20 protein-coding genes are annotated in these 18,633 nt (G+C 41.0%); all 20 read left to right on the plus strand.

Going from position 1 to position 18,633, the window contains the following annotated elements; translation table 11 throughout:
- Positions 1-4: 4 nt before the first annotated feature.
- The 20 genes from sdaAA (at position 5) to MLE13_RS01625 (ending at position 18,580) form a co-directional block, all read left to right on the plus strand.
- Entirely contained in the window at positions 5-904 is a 900-nt protein-coding gene (sdaAA, locus tag MLE13_RS01530) for an L-serine ammonia-lyase, iron-sulfur-dependent, subunit alpha (RefSeq protein WP_240747711.1), read from the plus strand.
- Entirely contained in the window at positions 894-2,936 is a 2,043-nt protein-coding gene (gene recG / locus MLE13_RS01535) for an ATP-dependent DNA helicase RecG (RefSeq protein WP_240747712.1), read from the plus strand. Before sdaAA ends, recG begins: the two co-directional genes overlap by 11 nt.
- Before the next feature lie 89 nt (positions 2,937-3,025).
- A complete protein-coding gene (fapR, locus tag MLE13_RS01540) occupies positions 3,026-3,610 on the plus strand; it encodes a transcription factor FapR (protein WP_240747713.1) in 585 nt (194 codons plus the stop codon).
- Positions 3,607-4,605, plus strand: a complete 999-nt coding sequence (gene plsX / locus MLE13_RS01545; RefSeq protein WP_240747714.1) for a phosphate acyltransferase PlsX — start codon at positions 3,607-3,609, stop codon at positions 4,603-4,605. The genes fapR and plsX overlap by 4 nt, the downstream gene beginning before the upstream one ends.
- Positions 4,595-5,533, plus strand: coding sequence for an ACP S-malonyltransferase (gene fabD / locus MLE13_RS01550; protein ID WP_240747715.1), 939 nt, complete (start codon positions 4,595-4,597; stop codon positions 5,531-5,533). The genes plsX and fabD overlap by 11 nt, the downstream gene beginning before the upstream one ends.
- On the plus strand, positions 5,530-6,276 hold the full coding sequence (fabG, locus tag MLE13_RS01555) for a 3-oxoacyl-[acyl-carrier-protein] reductase (protein ID WP_240747716.1): 747 nt from the start codon (positions 5,530-5,532) through the stop codon (positions 6,274-6,276). Before fabD ends, fabG begins: the two co-directional genes overlap by 4 nt.
- Positions 6,277-6,316: 40 nt before the next feature.
- Entirely contained in the window at positions 6,317-6,550 is a 234-nt protein-coding gene (locus MLE13_RS01560) for an acyl carrier protein (RefSeq protein ID WP_049693297.1), read from the plus strand.
- Positions 6,551-6,672: 122 nt separating this feature from the next.
- Complete coding sequence (rnc, locus tag MLE13_RS01565) at positions 6,673-7,428, plus strand: ribonuclease III (protein WP_240747717.1); 756 nt, start codon at positions 6,673-6,675, stop codon at positions 7,426-7,428.
- Between the two features lie 2 nt (positions 7,429-7,430).
- Positions 7,431-10,979 (plus strand): chromosome segregation protein SMC, encoded by a 3,549-nt coding sequence (gene smc / locus MLE13_RS01570; protein ID WP_240747718.1) that lies wholly within the window; start codon positions 7,431-7,433, stop codon positions 10,977-10,979.
- 17 nt (positions 10,980-10,996) lie between these two features.
- Positions 10,997-12,013, plus strand: coding sequence for a signal recognition particle-docking protein FtsY (ftsY, locus tag MLE13_RS01575; RefSeq protein WP_240747719.1), 1,017 nt, complete (start codon positions 10,997-10,999; stop codon positions 12,011-12,013).
- A 67-nt stretch (positions 12,014-12,080) separates the two neighbouring features.
- Positions 12,081-12,404, plus strand: a complete 324-nt coding sequence (locus MLE13_RS01580) for a putative DNA-binding protein (protein ID WP_240747947.1) — start codon at positions 12,081-12,083, stop codon at positions 12,402-12,404.
- A 12-nt stretch (positions 12,405-12,416) separates the two neighbouring features.
- Positions 12,417-13,775, plus strand: coding sequence for a signal recognition particle protein (gene ffh, locus MLE13_RS01585; protein WP_240747720.1), 1,359 nt, complete (start codon positions 12,417-12,419; stop codon positions 13,773-13,775).
- Positions 13,776-13,868: 93 nt separating this feature from the next.
- Positions 13,869-14,141 (plus strand): 30S ribosomal protein S16, encoded by a 273-nt coding sequence (rpsP, locus tag MLE13_RS01590; RefSeq protein WP_008497962.1) that lies wholly within the window; start codon positions 13,869-13,871, stop codon positions 14,139-14,141.
- 13 nt (positions 14,142-14,154) lie between these two features.
- Complete coding sequence (locus MLE13_RS01595; protein WP_065528097.1) at positions 14,155-14,388, plus strand: KH domain-containing protein; 234 nt, start codon at positions 14,155-14,157, stop codon at positions 14,386-14,388.
- 66 nt (positions 14,389-14,454) lie between these two features.
- Positions 14,455-14,970, plus strand: a complete 516-nt coding sequence (rimM, locus tag MLE13_RS01600) for a ribosome maturation factor RimM (protein WP_240747721.1) — start codon at positions 14,455-14,457, stop codon at positions 14,968-14,970.
- A complete protein-coding gene (gene trmD, locus MLE13_RS01605) occupies positions 14,970-15,689 on the plus strand; it encodes a tRNA (guanosine(37)-N1)-methyltransferase TrmD (protein WP_240747948.1) in 720 nt (239 codons plus the stop codon). Before rimM ends, trmD begins: the two co-directional genes overlap by 1 nt.
- 142 nt (positions 15,690-15,831) lie before the next feature.
- A complete protein-coding gene (gene rplS, locus MLE13_RS01610) occupies positions 15,832-16,176 on the plus strand; it encodes a 50S ribosomal protein L19 (RefSeq protein ID WP_008497958.1) in 345 nt (114 codons plus the stop codon).
- A 100-nt stretch (positions 16,177-16,276) separates the two neighbouring features.
- The gene (lepB, locus tag MLE13_RS01615; RefSeq protein ID WP_240747722.1) at positions 16,277-16,834 is read left to right on the plus strand and encodes a signal peptidase I; all 558 of its coding nucleotides are present in this window, start codon (positions 16,277-16,279) and stop codon (positions 16,832-16,834) included.
- An 11-nt stretch (positions 16,835-16,845) separates the two neighbouring features.
- Entirely contained in the window at positions 16,846-17,712 is an 867-nt protein-coding gene (gene ylqF, locus MLE13_RS01620) for a ribosome biogenesis GTPase YlqF (RefSeq protein ID WP_240747723.1), read from the plus strand.
- Positions 17,713-17,800: 88 nt separating this feature from the next.
- Complete coding sequence (locus MLE13_RS01625) at positions 17,801-18,580, plus strand: ribonuclease HII (protein ID WP_240747949.1); 780 nt, start codon at positions 17,801-17,803, stop codon at positions 18,578-18,580.
- The last annotated feature ends 53 nt before the right edge of the window (positions 18,581-18,633 follow it).

Raw genomic sequence — 18,633 nt, forward strand, 5'->3', positions numbered from 1 at the left:
ACCTATGGAAGCTTTATTCCGTAATGTGAGAGAATTGGTTGAACGAGCTGAAAAAGAAGAAAAACTGATTTCAGAAATCATGATTGAGCAGGAAATGCTTATGACCGACCGTTTACGTGAAGATATAATGATTCAAATGGACCGTAATTTAACGGTCATGGAAGAAGCAGTAGAAAAAGGGTTAAAAGGTGTTCATTCCGTATCTGGATTAACGGGTGGAGATGCAGTATTATTGCAAAAATACCGCGAAACAGGGAATACGCTTTCAGGAGATTTATTGCTTGATGCAGTAAGTAAAGCTGTTGCGACAAATGAAGTTAACGCAGCAATGGGCACGATTTGTGCAACGCCAACAGCTGGCTCTGCAGGAGTTGTACCGGGTACGTTATTTGCTGTGCAAAACAAGTTGAATCCGACGCGTGAGCAAATGATTCGTTATTTATTTACAGCAGGAGCTTTTGGGTTTGTTGTGGCTAACAATGCTTCGATTTCAGGTGCAGCTGGCGGATGCCAAGCAGAAGTTGGATCGGCAGCAGGTATGGCTTCAGCAGCGATTATTGAAATGGCAGGAGGCACTCCGCAACAATGTTCGGAAGCTTTCGCAATCACGATGAAAAATATGCTTGGCCTCGTTTGCGATCCAGTGGCGGGATTAGTAGAAGTGCCTTGTGTAAAACGCAATGCAATGGGAGCAGCAAATGCAGTCGTAGCTGCTGACATGGCATTAGCGGGTGTAACGAGCCGTATTCCATGTGATGAAGTAATTGGTGCGATGTTTGAAATCGGCCAATCAATGCCGAGTGCGCTAAGAGAAACCGCTAAAGGTGGACTTGCCGCAACTCCTACTGGAAAATGGCTCGAGTCTAAAATTTTCGGAGGAGCAGTCGTCGGTAGTGGGCAGTAACGATTCCGTCGCCACATTAAAAGGAGTAGGCAAACAAGCTGCTGAAACTTTGCAGGAAATGAAAATTGAAACGCTCCATGATTTAATCATGACATTTCCGTATCGCCATGAAGATTTTCAATTAAAAGATTTGGCAGATACACCTCATAATGAGCGCGTTACAGTGGAGGGAAGGGTCGAAAGTGAACCTTCCGTCCTTTTTTTAGGTAAGAACAAATCTCGAACGCAAGTCCGTGTGTTGGTAGGACGTCATTTAATAAAAGCGATATTCTTTAATCAGCCGTATGTAAAAGCTAAATTGCATTTAGGAGAAATCATTACAGTGACCGGTAAATGGGATCGTGGAAGACAAGTGATTACCGTCTCTAGTCATACTATCGGACCGCGTACAAATGGTGCGGATTTTGAACCGGTTTATAGCTTAAAAGGCAGCATTCATCAAAAAACTTTCCGCAAACTAATGCGCCAAGCGTTAGATTTAGTGAAAGAAGATATTGAAGATTGTTTACCAAAGTCGTTAGTTGATACTTATCAATTAGCGCCAATTCAAGATGCCTTAGAATGGGTTCATTTTCCACCAGATGGTGAAAAAGTGAAACAAGCACGGAGACGTTTTGTTTATGAAGAATTATTGGTATTTCAGTTAAAAATGCAAGCCTTGCGTAAGAAAAATCGTGAAGAAGAAGGCGGTTCTTTTATCGACTATGACTTAGAGCAGCTTAAGAAGTTTATCGAGTCTTTGCCGTTTGATTTAACAGCCGCTCAAAAACGCGTGGTTAATGAAATTTGCAAAGATATAAAAGAGCCGTTCCGAATGAACCGACTTTTACAAGGGGATGTAGGATCCGGAAAAACGGTAGTAGCGGCAATTGCCTTATATGCTGCTTACACTGCTGGATTACAAGGTGCGTTAATGGCACCGACTGAAATACTAGCGGAACAACATGCCAATACGTTAGAGCAGTGGTTTCGACCGTTTTCAATGAATATCGCGCTTTTAACAGGATCGGTTAAAGGCAAGAAACGTCAGTTAATATTGGAGCAATTAGCGGCAGGCGAAATTGACTTGTTAATTGGGACCCATGCCTTAATCCAACCGGAAGTACGATTTGATAAATTAGGGCTTGTTATTACAGACGAGCAGCACCGCTTTGGAGTAGATCAGCGACGCGTGTTAAAAGACAAAGGCTATAATCCAGATGTCTTGTTTATGACGGCAACGCCAATTCCACGTACATTAGCGATTTCTGCTTTTGGTGAAATGGACGTTTCGATTATCGATGAAATGCCTGTTGGGCGAAAAGAAATTGAAACGTATTGGATGAAAAAAGAGATGTTTGGAAAAATTGTTGGGCGCATGGAAAAAGAGTTAGCGGCAGGCCGACAAGCATATGTCATATGTCCGCTGATTGAGGAGTCAGATAAACTCGATTATCAAAACGCGGTAGATTTGTTTCAGCAACTAACAATGTATTTCAAAGATCGTTTCTCGGTTGGCTTGATGCATGGTCGTTTGCATCCTGATGAAAAAGAACAAACGATGCGTGAGTTTTCAGAAGGTCAAGTAGATGTATTGGTATCCACAACCGTTGTAGAAGTTGGCGTGAACGTACCAAATGCATCGTTTATGCTTATCTATGATGCCGAGCGTTTTGGTTTGTCTCAGCTGCACCAATTGCGTGGACGTGTGGGGCGCGGCAGTGAGCAGTCTTATTGTGTGCTTCTGGCAGATCCGAAAACAGAAATTGGTAAAGAACGTATGACGACCATGACAGAAACGAACGATGGTTTTGTGTTAGCCGAAAAAGATTTGCAGTTAAGAGGTCCGGGTGACTTTTTCGGTCGCAAGCAAAGTGGGATACCCGAATTTAAAATGGCGGATTTAATCCATGATTATCGTGCGCTTGAAGCAGCAAGAAAAGATGCTGAGAAACTAATTAGTAGCGAAGAATTCTGGCACGCAGAAGACATGGCTTGTTTGCGATTGCAAATCGAACAATCAGGTGTATTGTCAGGCGGAAGACTCGATTAAGAATGCAAGGTATTAATTTTCCTTGCATTCTTTTTTTGTTATTTATATACTCATATTAGTACCAAGTGCTAATAGCGGGCGGTGACATAGTGAAAAGACCAAAAAAACAGCGACAACAAGCGTTAAAAGACTCAATTAAAGAAAATCCTTTTGTGACTGATGAAGAACTATCGGTGACATTTGACGTGAGTGTGCAAACAATTCGACTAGACCGAATGGAGCTTGCCATTCCGGAATTGAGAGAGCGCATTAAACATGTTGCTGTAAAAACGTTTGAAGACGAAGTGAAATCGTTGCCAATCGATGAAGTGATTGGTGAGATTATTGATATTGAATTAGATAAAAAAGCAATTTCAATTTTCGATGTTAAACCAGAGCATGTTTTTCAGCGCAACCAAATTGCCAGAGGCCATCATTTATTTGCTCAAGCTAACTCGTTAGCGGTAGCAGTAATGAACGAAGAGTTAGCATTGACGGTAAAGTCGGAACTGCAATTTTTGCGACCGGTAACTGCTGGACAACGGATTGTGGCAAAAGCGGAAGTAATTGAAAGTCATCCTGAAAAAAACAGGGCGTTTGTAAAAGTTACTTCTTCTGTCGAACAACAGACAGTTTTTATCGGCACATTTGAAATGTATCGTATGACAGAACAAAGTGAAGGTGACGTAAAGTGAGAATAGCAGTAGATGCAATGGGTGGAGACAATGCCCCAAAAGAAATTATCGCGGGTGTGTATAAAGCGTTAGAAGAATTTACAGATATCGAAATTCAGTTATATGGTCATGAAGATAAGATGAAAGAATTTCTGAAGGAACATGATCGTCTAACAATCGTCCATTGTGAAGAAGTGATTACATCAGAAGATGATCCTGTCCGATCGGTTAAGCGGAAAAAAGATGCCTCAATGGTTCGAATGGCGCAAGCAGTAAAAGACGGGAATGCGGATGGTTGTGTATCTGCAGGTAATACAGGAGCTCTTATGTCAGCAGGATTGTTTATTGTCGGTCGTATCGACGGTGTAGACCGTCCAGCGTTAGCTCCGACATTGCCAACAATTGATAGCAAAGGGTTTGTCATGCTTGATATGGGTGCCAATGCTGAAGCTAAGCCAGAACATCTTGTGCAATATGCGATCATGGGAAGCATTTATGCTGAAAAAGTTCGTGGCATTAAGAATCCGACAGTTGGCTTGTTGAATATCGGAACTGAAGAGAAAAAAGGCAATGATTTAACAAAAGCTGCTTTTCCATTATTAAAAGAAGCCCCAGTTAATTTTATTGGTAACGTGGAGTCACGCGATTTATTAAATGGCGTGGCGGACGTAGTTGTAACCGATGGCTTTACTGGAAATATGGTGTTAAAAACCATTGAAGGCACCGCAATGAACGTCTTTGCGATGATGAAAGATGTTTTTATGAGCTCGGCTAAAACAAAAGTTGCAGCTTTTCTTGTTAAAGATGACTTGAAAGGGTTAAAAGGAATGTTGGATTACAGTGAATATGGCGGCGCTGGACTATTCGGCTTAAAAGCACCTGTGATAAAAGCACACGGCTCGTCAAATGCGAATGCCTTATTCAATGCGATACGCCAAACGCGTACAATGGTTGAATTTGATGTAACAGGCACAATTTATAGTACGCTGAAAAAGGAGACATTACATGAAGACTAAGATTGCATTTATCTATCCAGGTCAAGGTTCGCAAACTGTTGGTATGGGCGAAAGCTTTTTAACAGACGACACGAGCCGTAATTTCTTTGAAAGTGCCAACCAAGCGCTTGATTTAGATTTATCTAAGTTAATGCTAGAAGGCCCACAAGAAGAGTTGACGTTAACGTATCATGCGCAACCAGCTCTTCTAACAGTTAGTTCGATGATTACAGAACGGTTGATTCGTGCAGGGATAAGACCGGATTATACAGCAGGTCATAGTCTTGGCGAATACAGCGCACTCGTAACTTCGAATGTGTTAGAATTTCCAACAGCGGTTAACATTGTACATAAGCGTGGATTATTTATGAATACGGCATTCCCAGCAGGAGAAGGAACTATGGCCGCTATTCTTGGTATGGAAAGTGATGAACTAGAAAAAGTAACAAATGAAGTAACAGATACGACAGGTGTTGTTCAGCTAGCGAATTTAAATTGTCCTGGACAAATTGTTATTTCAGGTACGAAAGCCGGAGTGGAGCAAGCGTCTATCGTTGCTAAAGAACGCGGAGCTAAGCGTGCCATTCCACTTGATGTGAGTGGGCCCTTCCATTCGGAATTAATGCGTTCAGCGTCACAAGATTTAGCAAAAGAACTTAGCATGTCGTTCTTGTTAGATGCGAAAGTGCCAGTAATTTCAAATGTGACAGCAAAAGCGGAAAAAAATGCGACACAAATTCAAGATCTCCTTGTTCGTCAATTGTATTCGCCGGTCCTATGGGAACAATCAGTACGCGAAATGATCGATCTTGGTGTTACAGTATTTATTGAAATTGGTCCAGGAAAAGTATTGAGTGGATTAGTGAAAAAAATTGACCGTTCAGTTAAAACTTTGCCTGTCTATGACTTGGAGTCATTTGAAAAAGCGGTAGAGGAGTTGGCAAAATGAGTAAACTTGCAGGAAAAACAGCGATTATTACTGGTGGATCTCGTGGAATTGGAGCAGAAATAGCTCGGAAATTTGCGGCAGACGGTGCAAAGGTAGTTGTCAATTATAGTGGTAGTCAAGAAAAAGCAGAAGCAGTAGTTACGGATATCGAGGCAAATGGCGGCACAGCGATTGCAGTGAAAGCCAATGTAGCAGATGCTGAATCGGTTAAAGCAATGGTTGATGAAACGATGAAAACGTTTGGCTCTGTTGATATTTTAGTGAATAATGCGGGCATCACGCGGGATAATTTGATGATGCGCATGAAAGATGATGAATGGGACGATGTCATCAACATCAACTTAAAAGGTGTGTTTATTTGCACAAAAGCAGTAACGCGCCAAATGATGAAACAGCGTTCTGGACGAATTGTCAATATCGCATCAATCGTAGGCGTGATGGGCAATGCTGGACAAGCAAACTATGTTGCAGCAAAAGCGGGCGTTATCGGCTTAACAAAAACGACAGCGCGTGAACTAGCGAGTCGTGGAATTACAGCGAATGCTGTGGCTCCTGGCTTTATCACGACCGATATGACCGAAAAATTGAGTGAAGACGTTCAAAAAGCGATGATGGGACAAATTCCATTAGGTCGTTTTGGTGCACCAGAAGACGTTGCAAAAGCTGCGCTATTCTTAGCTTCGGATGATGCATCATATATGACGGGCCAAACGCTTCATCTTGACGGCGGCATGGTCATGTAGGTAATTTTTTTGTATACTGATTTGAGGGGAGGTGACGACATTGTCAACAGTATTAGATAGAGTAACTAAAGTAATCGTGGATCGTCTAGGTGTAGAAGAAAGCGAAGTGAAACTTGAAGCTTCTTTCACAGGTGACCTAGGTGCAGATTCATTGGACGTAGTAGAACTTGTTATGGAACTTGAAGATGAGTTCGATATGGAAATTTCTGACGAAGACGCTGAAAACATGAATACAGTAGGCGACGCAGTAACGTATATCGAAAAGAAACAATAATACGTAACAACTATTGACGCACGATTGCTGTTATACTAAGCGATTGTGCGTCAATTCTTTTTTGCACATTAGTTGAAAAAAAGGTAAAATTGAAAGAAGTACACAAAGGAAGGCAGATAAAAATGGCGATAAATAGAAAAACAAATCATCAAAAGCCTGGCGTCTTAAAAGAAAGCGCTAAAGCAGCATTTGAACAATTGCAAAAAGAGCTGAATATCACATTCAATAAGCCTACATTGCTGTATCAAGCTTTCACCCATTCATCTTATGTGAATGAGCATCGAAGAAAACAATTTACCGATAACGAACGCCTGGAATTTCTAGGAGATGCAGTACTGGAATTATCCGTTTCGCATTACCTATACATGAAATATCCTGAAATGAGCGAAGGCGAATTGACGAAGTTGCGTGCAGCTATCGTATGTGAACCTTCACTGGTTTTATTTGCTAATGAGCTCGGATTTGGTAAATACATCCTTTTGGGCAAAGGAGAAGAGTTGACTGGTGGCCGAACGCGTCCTGCGCTACTAGCTGATGTTTTCGAATCGTATATCGGTGCGCTTTATCTAGACCAAGGGTTAGAACCTGTGGTTGCATTTTTGGAAATGGTGTTATTTCCGAAAGTAGATATCGGTGCTTTTTCGCATGTGATGGATTATAAGAGCCAATTGCAAGAATTGGTTCAGCAAAAGAATACAGGCACATTGAGTTATGAAATTATAGACGAAATCGGACCGGCGCATAGCCGTGTATTTGTGACCCGTGTGTCTCTAGCAGATAGAGAACTTGGCGTTGGTAATGGCCGATCGAAAAAAGAAGCGGAACAGCAAGCAGCTCAGCTGGCAATCCGTAAATTGCAGGAAGCGGCGGAGGAGTAATAATGTTTTTGAAAAGATTGGAAATCATGGGGTTCAAGTCGTTTGCTGATCGTATTGGCATCGACTTTGTTCCTGGAGTAACAGCGGTTGTTGGTCCAAATGGTAGCGGGAAAAGTAACGTTACCGATGCCATCCGTTGGGTGCTTGGAGAACAATCAGCAAAATCACTGCGCGGGGCTAAAATGGAAGATGTCATTTTTGCCGGAAGTGATTCGAGAAAGCCGTTAAACTTTGCGGAAGTAACATTAATTTTAGATAATACAGATGGTCGAGTCCCTCTTGATTACAGCGAAGTGAGCGTAACGAGAAGGGTTTTTCGTAGTGGTGAAAGTGCTTATTTATTAAATAAGCAAAATTGCCGATTAAAAGATATTACTGACTTGTTCATGGATTCTGGTCTTGGGAAAGAAGCCTTTTCGATAATATCTCAAGGACGAGTAGATGAAATTCTGAATTCAAAAGCAGAAGAGCGCCGATCAATTTTTGAAGAAGCAGCAGGCGTTTTAAAATACAAGCAACGCAAGAAAAAAGCGGAGATCAAATTAAATGAAACCGATGAAAACTTGAATCGTGTGCTTGATATTTTGCATGAATTAGACGGCCGAATGGAACCGCTTCAAATTCAAGCTTCAACTGCAAGGGACTTTCTAGATATGAACGAGCAGCTAAAAGATGCGGATATTGCTTTACTGGCATATGACGCAGGAAACCTTGAAAAAGAGCTAAGTCAATTGGCACATGAAGCTGCATCTCATTCAAAAAAAGAGCAGCAATTATCAACAGAAATTAATGACAAAGAGCGTCTTGTCGCTAAAATACGGAAGACGCTCTTTGTCATGGACAGCAAAATAGATGGAGCGCAAAATGCTTTAGTCGAGGCTAGTGCTGAGACGGAAAAATGGCAAGGACGCAAATTATTAATGTCTGAGAAAAAGAGCAATGCTGATCGTCAGGCATTGCAATTACAAGAAAATTTAGAGGCAGAAAAACAAGAAAATGAACTATTAAAGAAAAAACATAGTGAGCAGCTGGCTTTGTTAGAAGAACGTAAAACTGAGCGACACTCAATTCGGACTGCGATTCAGCAGCTTGAAGAACAGCTAAATCGAACACCAGCGGATATCGACAATGAAATCGAAAATTGCAAGTCAATCTATATTGACTTGATGAACGAACAAGCAACAGTGAAAAATGAATTAAAAAATATTGGCTTACAAGAACAACAATTAACAGAGTCTACCGGACGCATTAGCACGCAGCGAACCGATTTTACCGCCGAACTTTCAAAGCTGAAAGCTGAAAAAGTTCGAGCAGAAAAAGATGTTCAAGAAGTCAGGTCCTCATTAGACAATAAGCGTAAGCAATATAAAGAAAGTGAAGCAGCTTATCAGCAGCAAAAACAAGCTTTCGAGCAAAAACAATCGATGCTATTCCAGGCGTACCAGTCGCAAAAGCAATTGGCAGCCCGTATCGAAACACTTCAAGAATTAGAAGCTGATTTTTCTGGCTTTTTCCAAGGAGTACGAGAAGTATTAGTAGCTCGTGAAAAAGGTCAATTGCAAGGGATTAGAGGAGCGGTTGCTGAAATCGCACAAGTAGAGAAAAACTATGCCAAAGCGATTGAAACGGCTTTAGGCGCTTCGAGCCAGCACATTGTAACTGAAAATGAACAACACGCTCGTGAAGCAATTGATTTCCTTCGAAAGAAAAGAGCCGGCCGTTCTACATTCCTCCCAATGACAGTGATGAAGCCAAGAGTGATTCCTGAACACACTTTAGCAATGGTTAGTAAGCATCCGTCTTATATTAATATGGCATTTGAATTGGTTAGCTATGATCCGCAATATGGCATGATTATTGAAAACTTACTAGGTAACGTTATTATTGCTGAGGATCTAAAAGGTGCAACAGCGATTGCCAAAGCAACGGGTAACCGTTTCCGTGTAGTGACACTTGAAGGCGATATCGTCAATGCAGGTGGATCAATGACCGGGGGTGCTAACAAAACACAAGCTTCTTTCTTTACACGAAAAGCCGAACTTGAGCAATTGCTAGTTCAGGCAACAGAATTAGAAGAAATCATCTTAACTGCTGAAAAAACAGTTCGCAAAGAACAAGAAACAGTTAAAACTGCTGAAGAAGCGATTCGGATTTTGCAAACTGAAGGCGAAAAATATCGTGATCTAGAAGCGGAAAGTTCTATTCTTTTACGAGAAATAGAAGCTGTATTCAAAACCACTCTAGAACGATTTGATATTTTTGAAGCCGAGCAGAAAAACAAAGAATACGATTTAACAGCGATAACCAAACGCAAAGAAACAGCGTCTACGCGTCTTGATAGCATTGTCGGAGAACTTAACGACATTACAGTGAAAATCGACGAATTAACTTTATTTAAGCAGCAAAACGAATCGGCACGTGATCAAGTTCTAGCGAAGTTGGCGGAACAGAAATCACTTTATGCTGTAACAAAAGAACGCGTGGCACAATTGACTGCTAGCGAAGCGGAGCTTTTTGAACGACTCGAAAAAAGCAATCGAAAATTGCAAGATCACCAGAAAGAGTTGGAATGGATTCAATCAGAGGAAGCGGCAAAAGTGTATTCTGATGAAGAAATTTTGCTCGAAATAAAAACGTGGTCTGCGAAAAAACTTCAAATTCAAGAAACGGTCAATGAAACAAAAGAACAACGCGTAAAAGAGCAAAGCAGCTTGAATAATTTAGAAGAAAAGTTAAAAGAACAGCAACGCATTTATAAAGGCTATGTAGAAGCGATTCGAATCTATGAAGTCAAATCGACACGTCTAGAAGTTCAAATCCAAAGCTTTATCACTCAACTTGAAACCAATTACCAACTGACACTTGAACAAGCAAAACAGTTTGAAATGATGGACGAAGAAACAGCGGTCCGCAGAAAAGTAAAGCTACTCAAGCAGTCTATTGAAGAATTAGGTCCTGTACATGTAGGCGCGATCGAGGAATTTGAACACGTTTCGGATCGCCATGCCTTTTTAACAGAGCAACGCGACGATTTAAACGAAGCAAAAGAAACGTTACGTACGCTGATTCGCGAAATGGATGGAGAAATGACAAGTCGTTTTGATGATACTTTCCATGCGATTCGTATACAGTTCCAGCGCGTCTTCAAAGAATTATTCGGCGGTGGGTCAGCAGATTTAGTGTTAACAGACCCTAAAGATATGTTGATGACAGGTGTGGAAATTATTGCGCAACCACCTGGTAAAAAACTGCAGAATTTGAGCTTGCTATCAGGAGGAGAACGCGCACTCACAGCTATCGCTTTATTGTTCGCGATTTTGAACGTACGCCCTGTACCGTTTTGTGTGCTAGATGAAGTCGAAGCGGCGCTTGATGAATCAAATGTCGTGAGGTACAGTCAATACTTGAAGAAATTCAGTGAAGATACGCAATTCATCGTCATTACACACCGTAAAGGAACGATGGAAGGTGCCGATGTTTTATATGGCATTACCATGCAAGAATCCGGAATTTCTAAATTAGTATCAGTCAAGCTCGAAGAAAAAACCTGAAAAAGGAGTGTTTACCTGTGAGTTTCTTCAAAAAATTAAAAGATAAATTTGCCGGCAATGCCGAAGCAGAAGAATCAACTGAAAAATACAAAGAAGGCCTAGCCAAAACACGAATTGGTTTTACATCTAAGATCAATGATTTGGTAGCGAAATACCGTAAAGTTGATGAAGATTTCTTTGAAGAATTAGAAGAAATTTTACTGCAAGCTGATGTTGGATTTGAAACCGTTATTGAACTAATGGATGATTTGCGTTTTGAAGTTCAACGAAAAAATGTCAAAGATACTTCAAATGTTCAATCCGTTATTTCAGAAAAACTGGTAGAAATTTATGAAGCTGGCGAAGCAGAAATCAACGAAATTAATTTTGTTGAAGGATTAACCGTTATTTTAATGGTAGGTGTCAACGGCGTTGGGAAAACGACAACGATTGGTAAACTTGCTCACCGCTTTAAAAATGAAGGCAAAACCGTTATGCTTGCTGCTGGTGATACTTTCCGTGCAGGAGCAATTGAACAATTGGATGTTTGGGGCAAACGTGTCGGTGTTGACGTCATTAAACAAAGTGAAGGGTCAGATCCTGCAGCCGTTATGTACGATGCTGTACGTTCAGCTAAGTCTCGTGGAGTAGATGTGTTAATTTGTGATACAGCAGGACGTCTGCAAAACAAAGTCAATTTGATGAATGAACTTCAAAAAGTTCATCGCGTCATTTCGCGTGAAATTCCAGGTGCTCCACATGAAGTGCTATTAGCACTTGATGCGACAACAGGGCAAAATGCCATGTTGCAGGCGCAAACATTTAAAGAAGTTACAGATGTAACAGGTATTGTTCTAACAAAACTTGATGGAACGGCAAAAGGCGGAATTGTTTTAGCAATCCGTAATAAGTTGAAGATTCCTGTTAAATTTGTAGGCCTTGGCGAAAAATTGGATGATTTGCAACCATTTGATGCACAAAAATACGTTTATGGCTTATTTGCTGAAGGATTGGATAAAGAGCAACAATTAGAAGATGAAGAAGCAGACAAGTAAAATTACTTGACAGCACTATCGTTATTCAGTATTCTAAGCAAGAGAATGAGTGGGGTGAGTGTCAATGATGGGACTAGAAAAAACAACACGTATGAATTATTTGTTTGATTTCTATCAGGAACTACTGACACCTAAACAGCGCAGCTATATGATGCTGTATTATTTAGATGACCATTCACTGGGTGAAATTGCCGAAGAATATGACATTACCCGTCAAGCAGTATACGATAATATTCGCCGGACGGAAGCAATGCTAGAAGAATATGAACGCAAATTGCAGCTTTTCGAGAAATTCCAGAAACGGCAGCAATTGGTTTCGTCATTTGAAAAACAGCCATTCACAGAAGAGCGTATCCAGCAGTTTTTGGGCGAACTAAAGGAATGGGATTAGGAGGCGGAAAGAATGGCATTTGAAGGTTTATCCGAACGCCTGCAAGGCACGATGACTAAGATTAAAGGCAAAGGTAAAGTCAACGAAGCAGACGTTAAGGAAATGATGCGTGAAGTTCGTTTCGCCTTGATCGAAGCGGATGTCAATTTAAAAGTCGTGAAAGAATTCGTCAAGAAAATCAGTGAACGAGCGATTGGACAAGATGTCATGGACAGTTTAACGCCAGGACAGCAAGTCGTTAAAATCGTTAAAGATGAGCTGACTGAATTGATGGGCGGCGAAGAACGGAAAATTGAGTTTTCAACAAAACAACCGACAGTTATTATGATGGTTGGTTTACAAGGTGCCGGTAAAACGACAACTACAGGAAAACTCGCTAATTTATTGCGTAGAAAACACAATCGCAAACCGCTATTAGTAGCGGCTGATGTGTATCGTCCAGCTGCAATTCAGCAGTTAGAGACGATTGGTAAGCAATTATCTCTTCCAGTTTTCTCTAAAGGGACAGACATGTCTCCTGTAGAGATTGCTCGTCAAGCGATCGAACATGCGAAAGCCGAGCATTTAGATACGGTCATCATTGATACAGCAGGACGTTTACATGTAGATGAAGCGTTAATGCAGGAATTGAAGGATATTCGTGCGCTTAAAGAGCCGGATGAAATTTTCCTAGTTGTCGATTCGATGACAGGTCAAGATGCTGTCAATGTTGCTCAAAATTTTGATGAAGCAATTGGCATCACTGGAGTCGTTTTAACGAAGCTTGATGGTGATACGCGAGGCGGTGCGGCATTATCCATTCGTGCTGTCACTCAAAAACCGATTAAATTTGTCGGGATGGGTGAAAAAATGGATGCGCTAGAGGCGTTCCACCCAGAACGAATGGCGTCACGAATACTTGGCATGGGCGACATGTTGTCCTTGATTGAAAAAGCACAGTCGAATGTCGATGAGGTAAAAGCAAAAGAATTAGAAGAGAAATTCAGAACTTCGACATTTACTTTTGATGATTTCCTTGAACAAATGTCACAAGTAAAACAAATGGGACCGTTGGATGAAATCTTGAAAATGCTCCCAGGCGCAAATAAAATCAAAGGGCTTGAAAACGCAAAAGTGGATGAGGGCCAAATGGATCGTGTAGAAGCGATTATTTATTCAATGACGAAAAAAGAAAAAACAACCCCTGAAATTATTAATGCCAATCGTAAAAAACGAATTGCTAAAGGTTCAGGAACAAATATTCAAGATGTCAACAGACTCTTGAAACAGTTTGAAGATATGAAGAAAATGATGAAACAAATGTCTGGTATGAACACGAAAAAAGGTAGAAAAAAAATGGGAATGCCAGGTCTAGACTCACTTTTTAAGTAAAATTTTAAGGTGTTAAGAAAAAATACTTTACAAACTATTTAAAGCTTGCTAATATAATATCTTGTGTGAAACTATTCGGAGGTGCTTTAAGAAATGGCAGTAAAAATTCGCTTGAAACGTATGGGAGCTAAAAAATCTCCTTTTTACCGTATTGTAGTAGCTGACTCACGTGCTCCACGTGACGGCCGTCAAATTCAAACAGTAGGTACTTACAACCCACTGACAGTTCCAGCTGAAGTTAAAATCGACGAAGAGCAAGTGTTGAAATGGCTTCATGATGGCGCTAAACCATCTGACACAGTACGCAACTTGTTTTCTCAAAAAGGCATTATGGAGAAATTCCATAACGAAAAACTAAACAAGTAAGGGAGAGTTTCTTATGAAGCAGCTGATTGAGACCATTGTGAAACCGTTAGTTGATTATCCGGAAGAAGTTCGTGTCGATATCGACGAAAACGCAAGCCGTATTGTCTACAAGCTTTCCGTGCATCCAGAGGATACAGGGAAAGTCATCGGGAAGCAGGGGCGTGTAGCGAAAGCTGTTCGTTCAATTGTGTACTCAGCAGCAGGTGGTTATCATAAGAAAAAAACTTATCTCGATATTGTGGATTAAGAAAAAGAAGGAGCCCCGGTTCCTTCTTTTTTTTTCAGTAAAATAACCAAGAAAGGATGTTTGCTTGTGCAATGGTTTAACGTAGGGAAAATTGTTAACACACACGGGATCCGTGGAGAAGTACGTGTTTTATCACGAACCGATTTTCCGGAAGAACGATTTGCAGTAGGGACAAAGCTTGGGCTTTTCACTCCAGACGCAAAAAAACCGATTACGGTGAAAATCGCCAGTCATCGTCAACATAAAAACTTTGAGTTGCTAACTTTTGAAGGCTATCCTAACATCAACGATGTTGAGCCGTTCAAAGAATCGTACTTGAGAATTGCTGAACATGATTTGACGGAACTAGAAGATAATGCATTTTATCATCATGAAATTCTTGGGTGTGCGGTTTATTCAACTGAAGGTCAAGAACTTGGAAAGATTACGGAGATTTTAGAGACTGGTGCCAATGATGTATGGGAAGTAACGCCAGAAAAAGGCAAAAAACATTACATTCCTTATACCGAAGAAATCGTCAAAGAAGTTGATATCGATGAAAAGAAAGTAATCATCGAAGTGATTGAAGGTTTGTTGTCTTGATGAACATCCATGTGCTATCGTTGTTTCCGCCAATGTTTGAAGGTGTTTTTCAACATTCGATTATGAGAAAAGCGCAAGATAAAAATGCCGTGAGTTTGAACGTTGTCGATATTCGTGAATTTGCTGATAACAAAAGGCAAGTTGATGACTATCCATTTGGTGGAGGGGCCGGAATGGTTTTAAAACCAGAACCAATTTTTAATGCGGTTGGAAGTCTTACGCCTAACAGTAAACGACGTGTCATTTTATTATGTCCACAAGGCGAACGCTTTACACAGCAAAAAGCTGAAGAATTAGCTGCTGAAGAAGACTTGGTATTTATATGTGGCCATTACGAGGGATATGACGAGCGCATTCGAGAGCATTTGGTGACCGATGAAATCTCGATTGGTGATTTTGTGCTGACAGGTGGAGAGTTAGCCGCCATGACGGTCATTGATAGTGTCGTCAGACTGCTCCCAGGGGTGCTAGGTAACGCTGACTCGCCAATACGCGACTCATTCTCTACAGGACTTCTAGAACACCCACAATACACGCGTCCAGCTGATTTTAGAGGGTGGAAAGTACCGGAAGTTCTAACTTCCGGCAACCACGGGAAAGTCGATCAATGGCGCGAAGAACAAACATTAAAACGGACGCTCGAAAGACGTCCGGATTTGCTCGAAAAAATCGAGTTAAGCGATAAACAACAGAAAATAATTGAGAAGCTAAAGAAATAAAAATAGAATTTAAGTAGCTCTTGCACGAGTTAATGATCAGTGGTATCATGGACAATGTACTTTTATGTGAAGTACAGGATCACGATGTTCCGCTGCAACAGTTGATATGGTGTAAGAGCGTCTGTAGAAGGAGAGAAAAATAATGCAAAACATTATTACAGAAATCACTAAAGAACAGCTTCGTACGGACCTACCTAAGTTCCGTCCTGGAGACACTGTTCGTGTCCACGTTAAAGTTGTCGAGGGTACACGCGAACGTGTTCAGGTATACGAAGGAGTCGTAATTAGCCGTCGCGGAGGCGGAATCAGTGAATCATTCACTGTTCGCAAAATCTCTTACGGTGTTGGTGTTGAGCGTACATTCCCTGTACACACACCAAAAATCGCACAGCTTGAAGTTCTACGTCGTGGTAAAGTACGTCGTGCGAAATTGTACTACTTGCGTGATCTACGCGGTAAAGCAGCTCGTATTAAAGAAATTCGATAAGATTGCATGGATGAAAGAGGGCGCTTGCGCCCTCTTTCTTTTTTGCTAAAAAGTGTATTTCCTTGTACAATTAAAATAGTAAGTTTGGGGAGGAACACGCATGGAGACTGAAGTGAAGAAGAAAAATGAAATGTGGGAATGGTCCAAAGCTTTATTGATTGCCTTCGGCTTGGCAGCAATTATTCGTTTCTTTTTATTCACGCCGATTGTAGTAGATGGAGAGTCGATGATGCCGACCCTAGAGCATGGGGATCGCATGATTGTCAACAAGATTGGTTATTCAGTCGGGGAGCCTGACCGCTTCGATATCATTGTTTTTCATGCCCCAGAAAAGAAGGATTATATTAAACGTATAATCGGGTTACCAGGCGATCATATCGCTTACGAAGATGACCAGCTGTATATAAATGGAGAAGCAATAGAAGAACCTTATTTAGATGTTTATAAACAAGGCATTACAGGTACGCTAACAGAAGATTTTGATTTGGAAGATGTTACGGGGGAGAGTACAATCCCTGATGGATCTATCTTTGTTATGGGCGATAATCGTCGAGCGAGCAAGGACAGCCGACACATTGGATTGGTATCAACCGACGAAGTGATAGGCGACACAAATTTCGTATTTTGGCCATTGGCTGAAGCGGGAATTGTAAAATAAGGAGTGGTTTTATGACGATACAATGGTTTCCTGGACATATGGCAAAAGCGCGAAGACAAGTTACTGAAAAACTAAAGTTAGTGGATATTATTTTTGAACTTGTTGACGCCAGGTTACCTTTATCTTCACGAAATCCGATGATCGATCAAGTGATTCAACAAAAACCGCGTCTTATTATTTTAAACAAAATGGACATGGCTGATGAAGTTGAAACGAAAAAATGGATTCGTTATTTCGAGGATCAAGGTACGCGTGCTGTTGCAATCAACTCACTTGAAGGTAGAGGGTTGCAACTAGTAACAAAAGCATCAAAAGAAATACTAGAAGAAAAATGGAATCGAATGATTGCGAAAGGCATAAAACCTCGCGCCATTCGTGCGATGATTGTAGGAATCCCGAACGTCGGAAAATCGACACTCATCAACCGTTTATCGAAAAAAAGCTTGGCAAAAACAGGGAATATGCCTGGTGTCACGAAAGCGCAACAATGGATTAAAGTAGGCAAAGAAATTGAATTATTGGATACACCGGGTATTCTATGGCCGAAGTTTGAAGATCCAGAAACAGGTTTGAAATTAGCAGTTACAGGTGCCATTAAAGATTCAGTGATTCAGATGCAAGAACTGGCTATTTATGCTCTGAAATTCTTAGAAGAGCGTTATCCAGATCGTATGAAGGAACGTTATGGCATTGATCACGTTGAAGAGGAACTCGTTAATACATTTGATCATATCGGCAACAAGCGACGTTGTTTAGATCAGCACGGTGAAGTCGATTATGAAATGACAGCTGAAGTGATTGTGCGAGATATCCGCAATCAGCATTTAGGTAAAGTAACGTTCGATTATAGAGATGAAATGATTGAAGAAGAAGAGTGAGCATTCGCTCTTTTTAACAAGAGCTGCTCCTCGATTATGAGGGGCAGCTTTTTACGTGTTGATAGAAAAAATGAAAGAAGTTGAACTGATGCAAACTAGCGCTGAGATAAAAGAAAAGCTGAAAACAACAACAGAATGGCAATCCTGGATGGATGAAATCGAGAACGATTCTCGAAAAAGTGTTCAGACTTTATTGACATCATGGCGGCGGAAACAAGTGCTGCGGAAAAAATTATTAGAGGATCATAATGCCAAATTAGCATTTGATGATATGTTCAGAAAAGAAAGCTTCGATTTGGTGGCAGGAATTGATGAAGCAGGTAGAGGCCCTCTTGCTGGTCCTGTCGTAACGGCTGCTGTTATTTTGCCAGAAGACTGTTCGAGTTTGGTTGGCTTAGACGATTCCAAACAGTTAAGTAAAGCAAAACGCGAGGAATTAGCTGAAACGATAAAAAAAATTGCTGTAAGTTACGCTGTTCATATTCAATCCCCTGAAGCAATTGATCGACTGAATATTTATCAAGCGACAAGAAGTTCGATGACAAAAGCTGCGCTAGCCTTAACTCCTGCACCTACCATTGTGTTGGCTGATGCGATGATGCTCGAACTCCCGATGGCTTGTGAGTCTATTATTAAAGGTGATGCTCAAAGCTTAAGTATAGCCGCTGCTTCTATTTTAGCGAAAACAGGCAGAGACGCATTAATGGCTGAATATGCTGTTCAGTATCCTCAGTATGGGTTTGAAAAACATGCTGGTTATGGCACGAAAGAACATGTTGCAGCACTTGAAAAATATGGACCTTGTGAAATTCACCGCAAGACCTTCGAACCAGTAAAAACTCTTTTGACGCAAAATTCACTGTTTTAAGCACACGAAGTTTTGTCAGAATAACGAACAACGGTGGACATTCTAAGACAACT

This window comes from Planococcus halocryophilus, assembly GCF_022489025.1.
Taxonomy (GTDB): Bacteria; Bacillota; Bacilli; order Bacillales_A; family Planococcaceae; genus Planococcus; species Planococcus halocryophilus_A.

Excerpts from the sequence above, each read along its gene's own strand:
- sdaAA (WP_240747711.1), top strand. The coding sequence starts at position 5 with ATGGAAGCTTTATTCCGTAATGTGAGAGAATTGGTTGAACGAGCTGAA.
- fabD (WP_240747715.1), top strand. The coding sequence starts at position 4,595 with ATGAAGACTAAGATTGCATTTATCTATCCAGGTCAAGGTTCGCAAACT.
- fabG (WP_240747716.1), top strand. The coding sequence starts at position 5,530 with ATGAGTAAACTTGCAGGAAAAACAGCGATTATTACTGGTGGATCTCGT.
- rnc (WP_240747717.1), top strand. The coding sequence starts at position 6,673 with ATGGCGATAAATAGAAAAACAAATCATCAAAAGCCTGGCGTCTTAAAA.
- smc (WP_240747718.1), top strand. The coding sequence starts at position 7,431 with ATGTTTTTGAAAAGATTGGAAATCATGGGGTTCAAGTCGTTTGCTGAT.
- MLE13_RS01580 (WP_240747947.1), top strand. The coding sequence starts at position 12,081 with ATGGGACTAGAAAAAACAACACGTATGAATTATTTGTTTGATTTCTAT.
- ffh (WP_240747720.1), top strand. The coding sequence starts at position 12,417 with ATGGCATTTGAAGGTTTATCCGAACGCCTGCAAGGCACGATGACTAAG.
- rpsP (WP_008497962.1), top strand. The coding sequence starts at position 13,869 with ATGGCAGTAAAAATTCGCTTGAAACGTATGGGAGCTAAAAAATCTCCT.
- MLE13_RS01595 (WP_065528097.1), top strand. The coding sequence starts at position 14,155 with ATGAAGCAGCTGATTGAGACCATTGTGAAACCGTTAGTTGATTATCCG.
- trmD (WP_240747948.1), top strand. The coding sequence starts at position 14,970 with ATGAACATCCATGTGCTATCGTTGTTTCCGCCAATGTTTGAAGGTGTT.
- rplS (WP_008497958.1), top strand. The coding sequence starts at position 15,832 with ATGCAAAACATTATTACAGAAATCACTAAAGAACAGCTTCGTACGGAC.
- lepB (WP_240747722.1), top strand. The coding sequence starts at position 16,277 with ATGGAGACTGAAGTGAAGAAGAAAAATGAAATGTGGGAATGGTCCAAA.
- ylqF (WP_240747723.1), top strand. The coding sequence starts at position 16,846 with ATGACGATACAATGGTTTCCTGGACATATGGCAAAAGCGCGAAGACAA.
- MLE13_RS01625 (WP_240747949.1), top strand. The coding sequence starts at position 17,801 with ATGCAAACTAGCGCTGAGATAAAAGAAAAGCTGAAAACAACAACAGAA.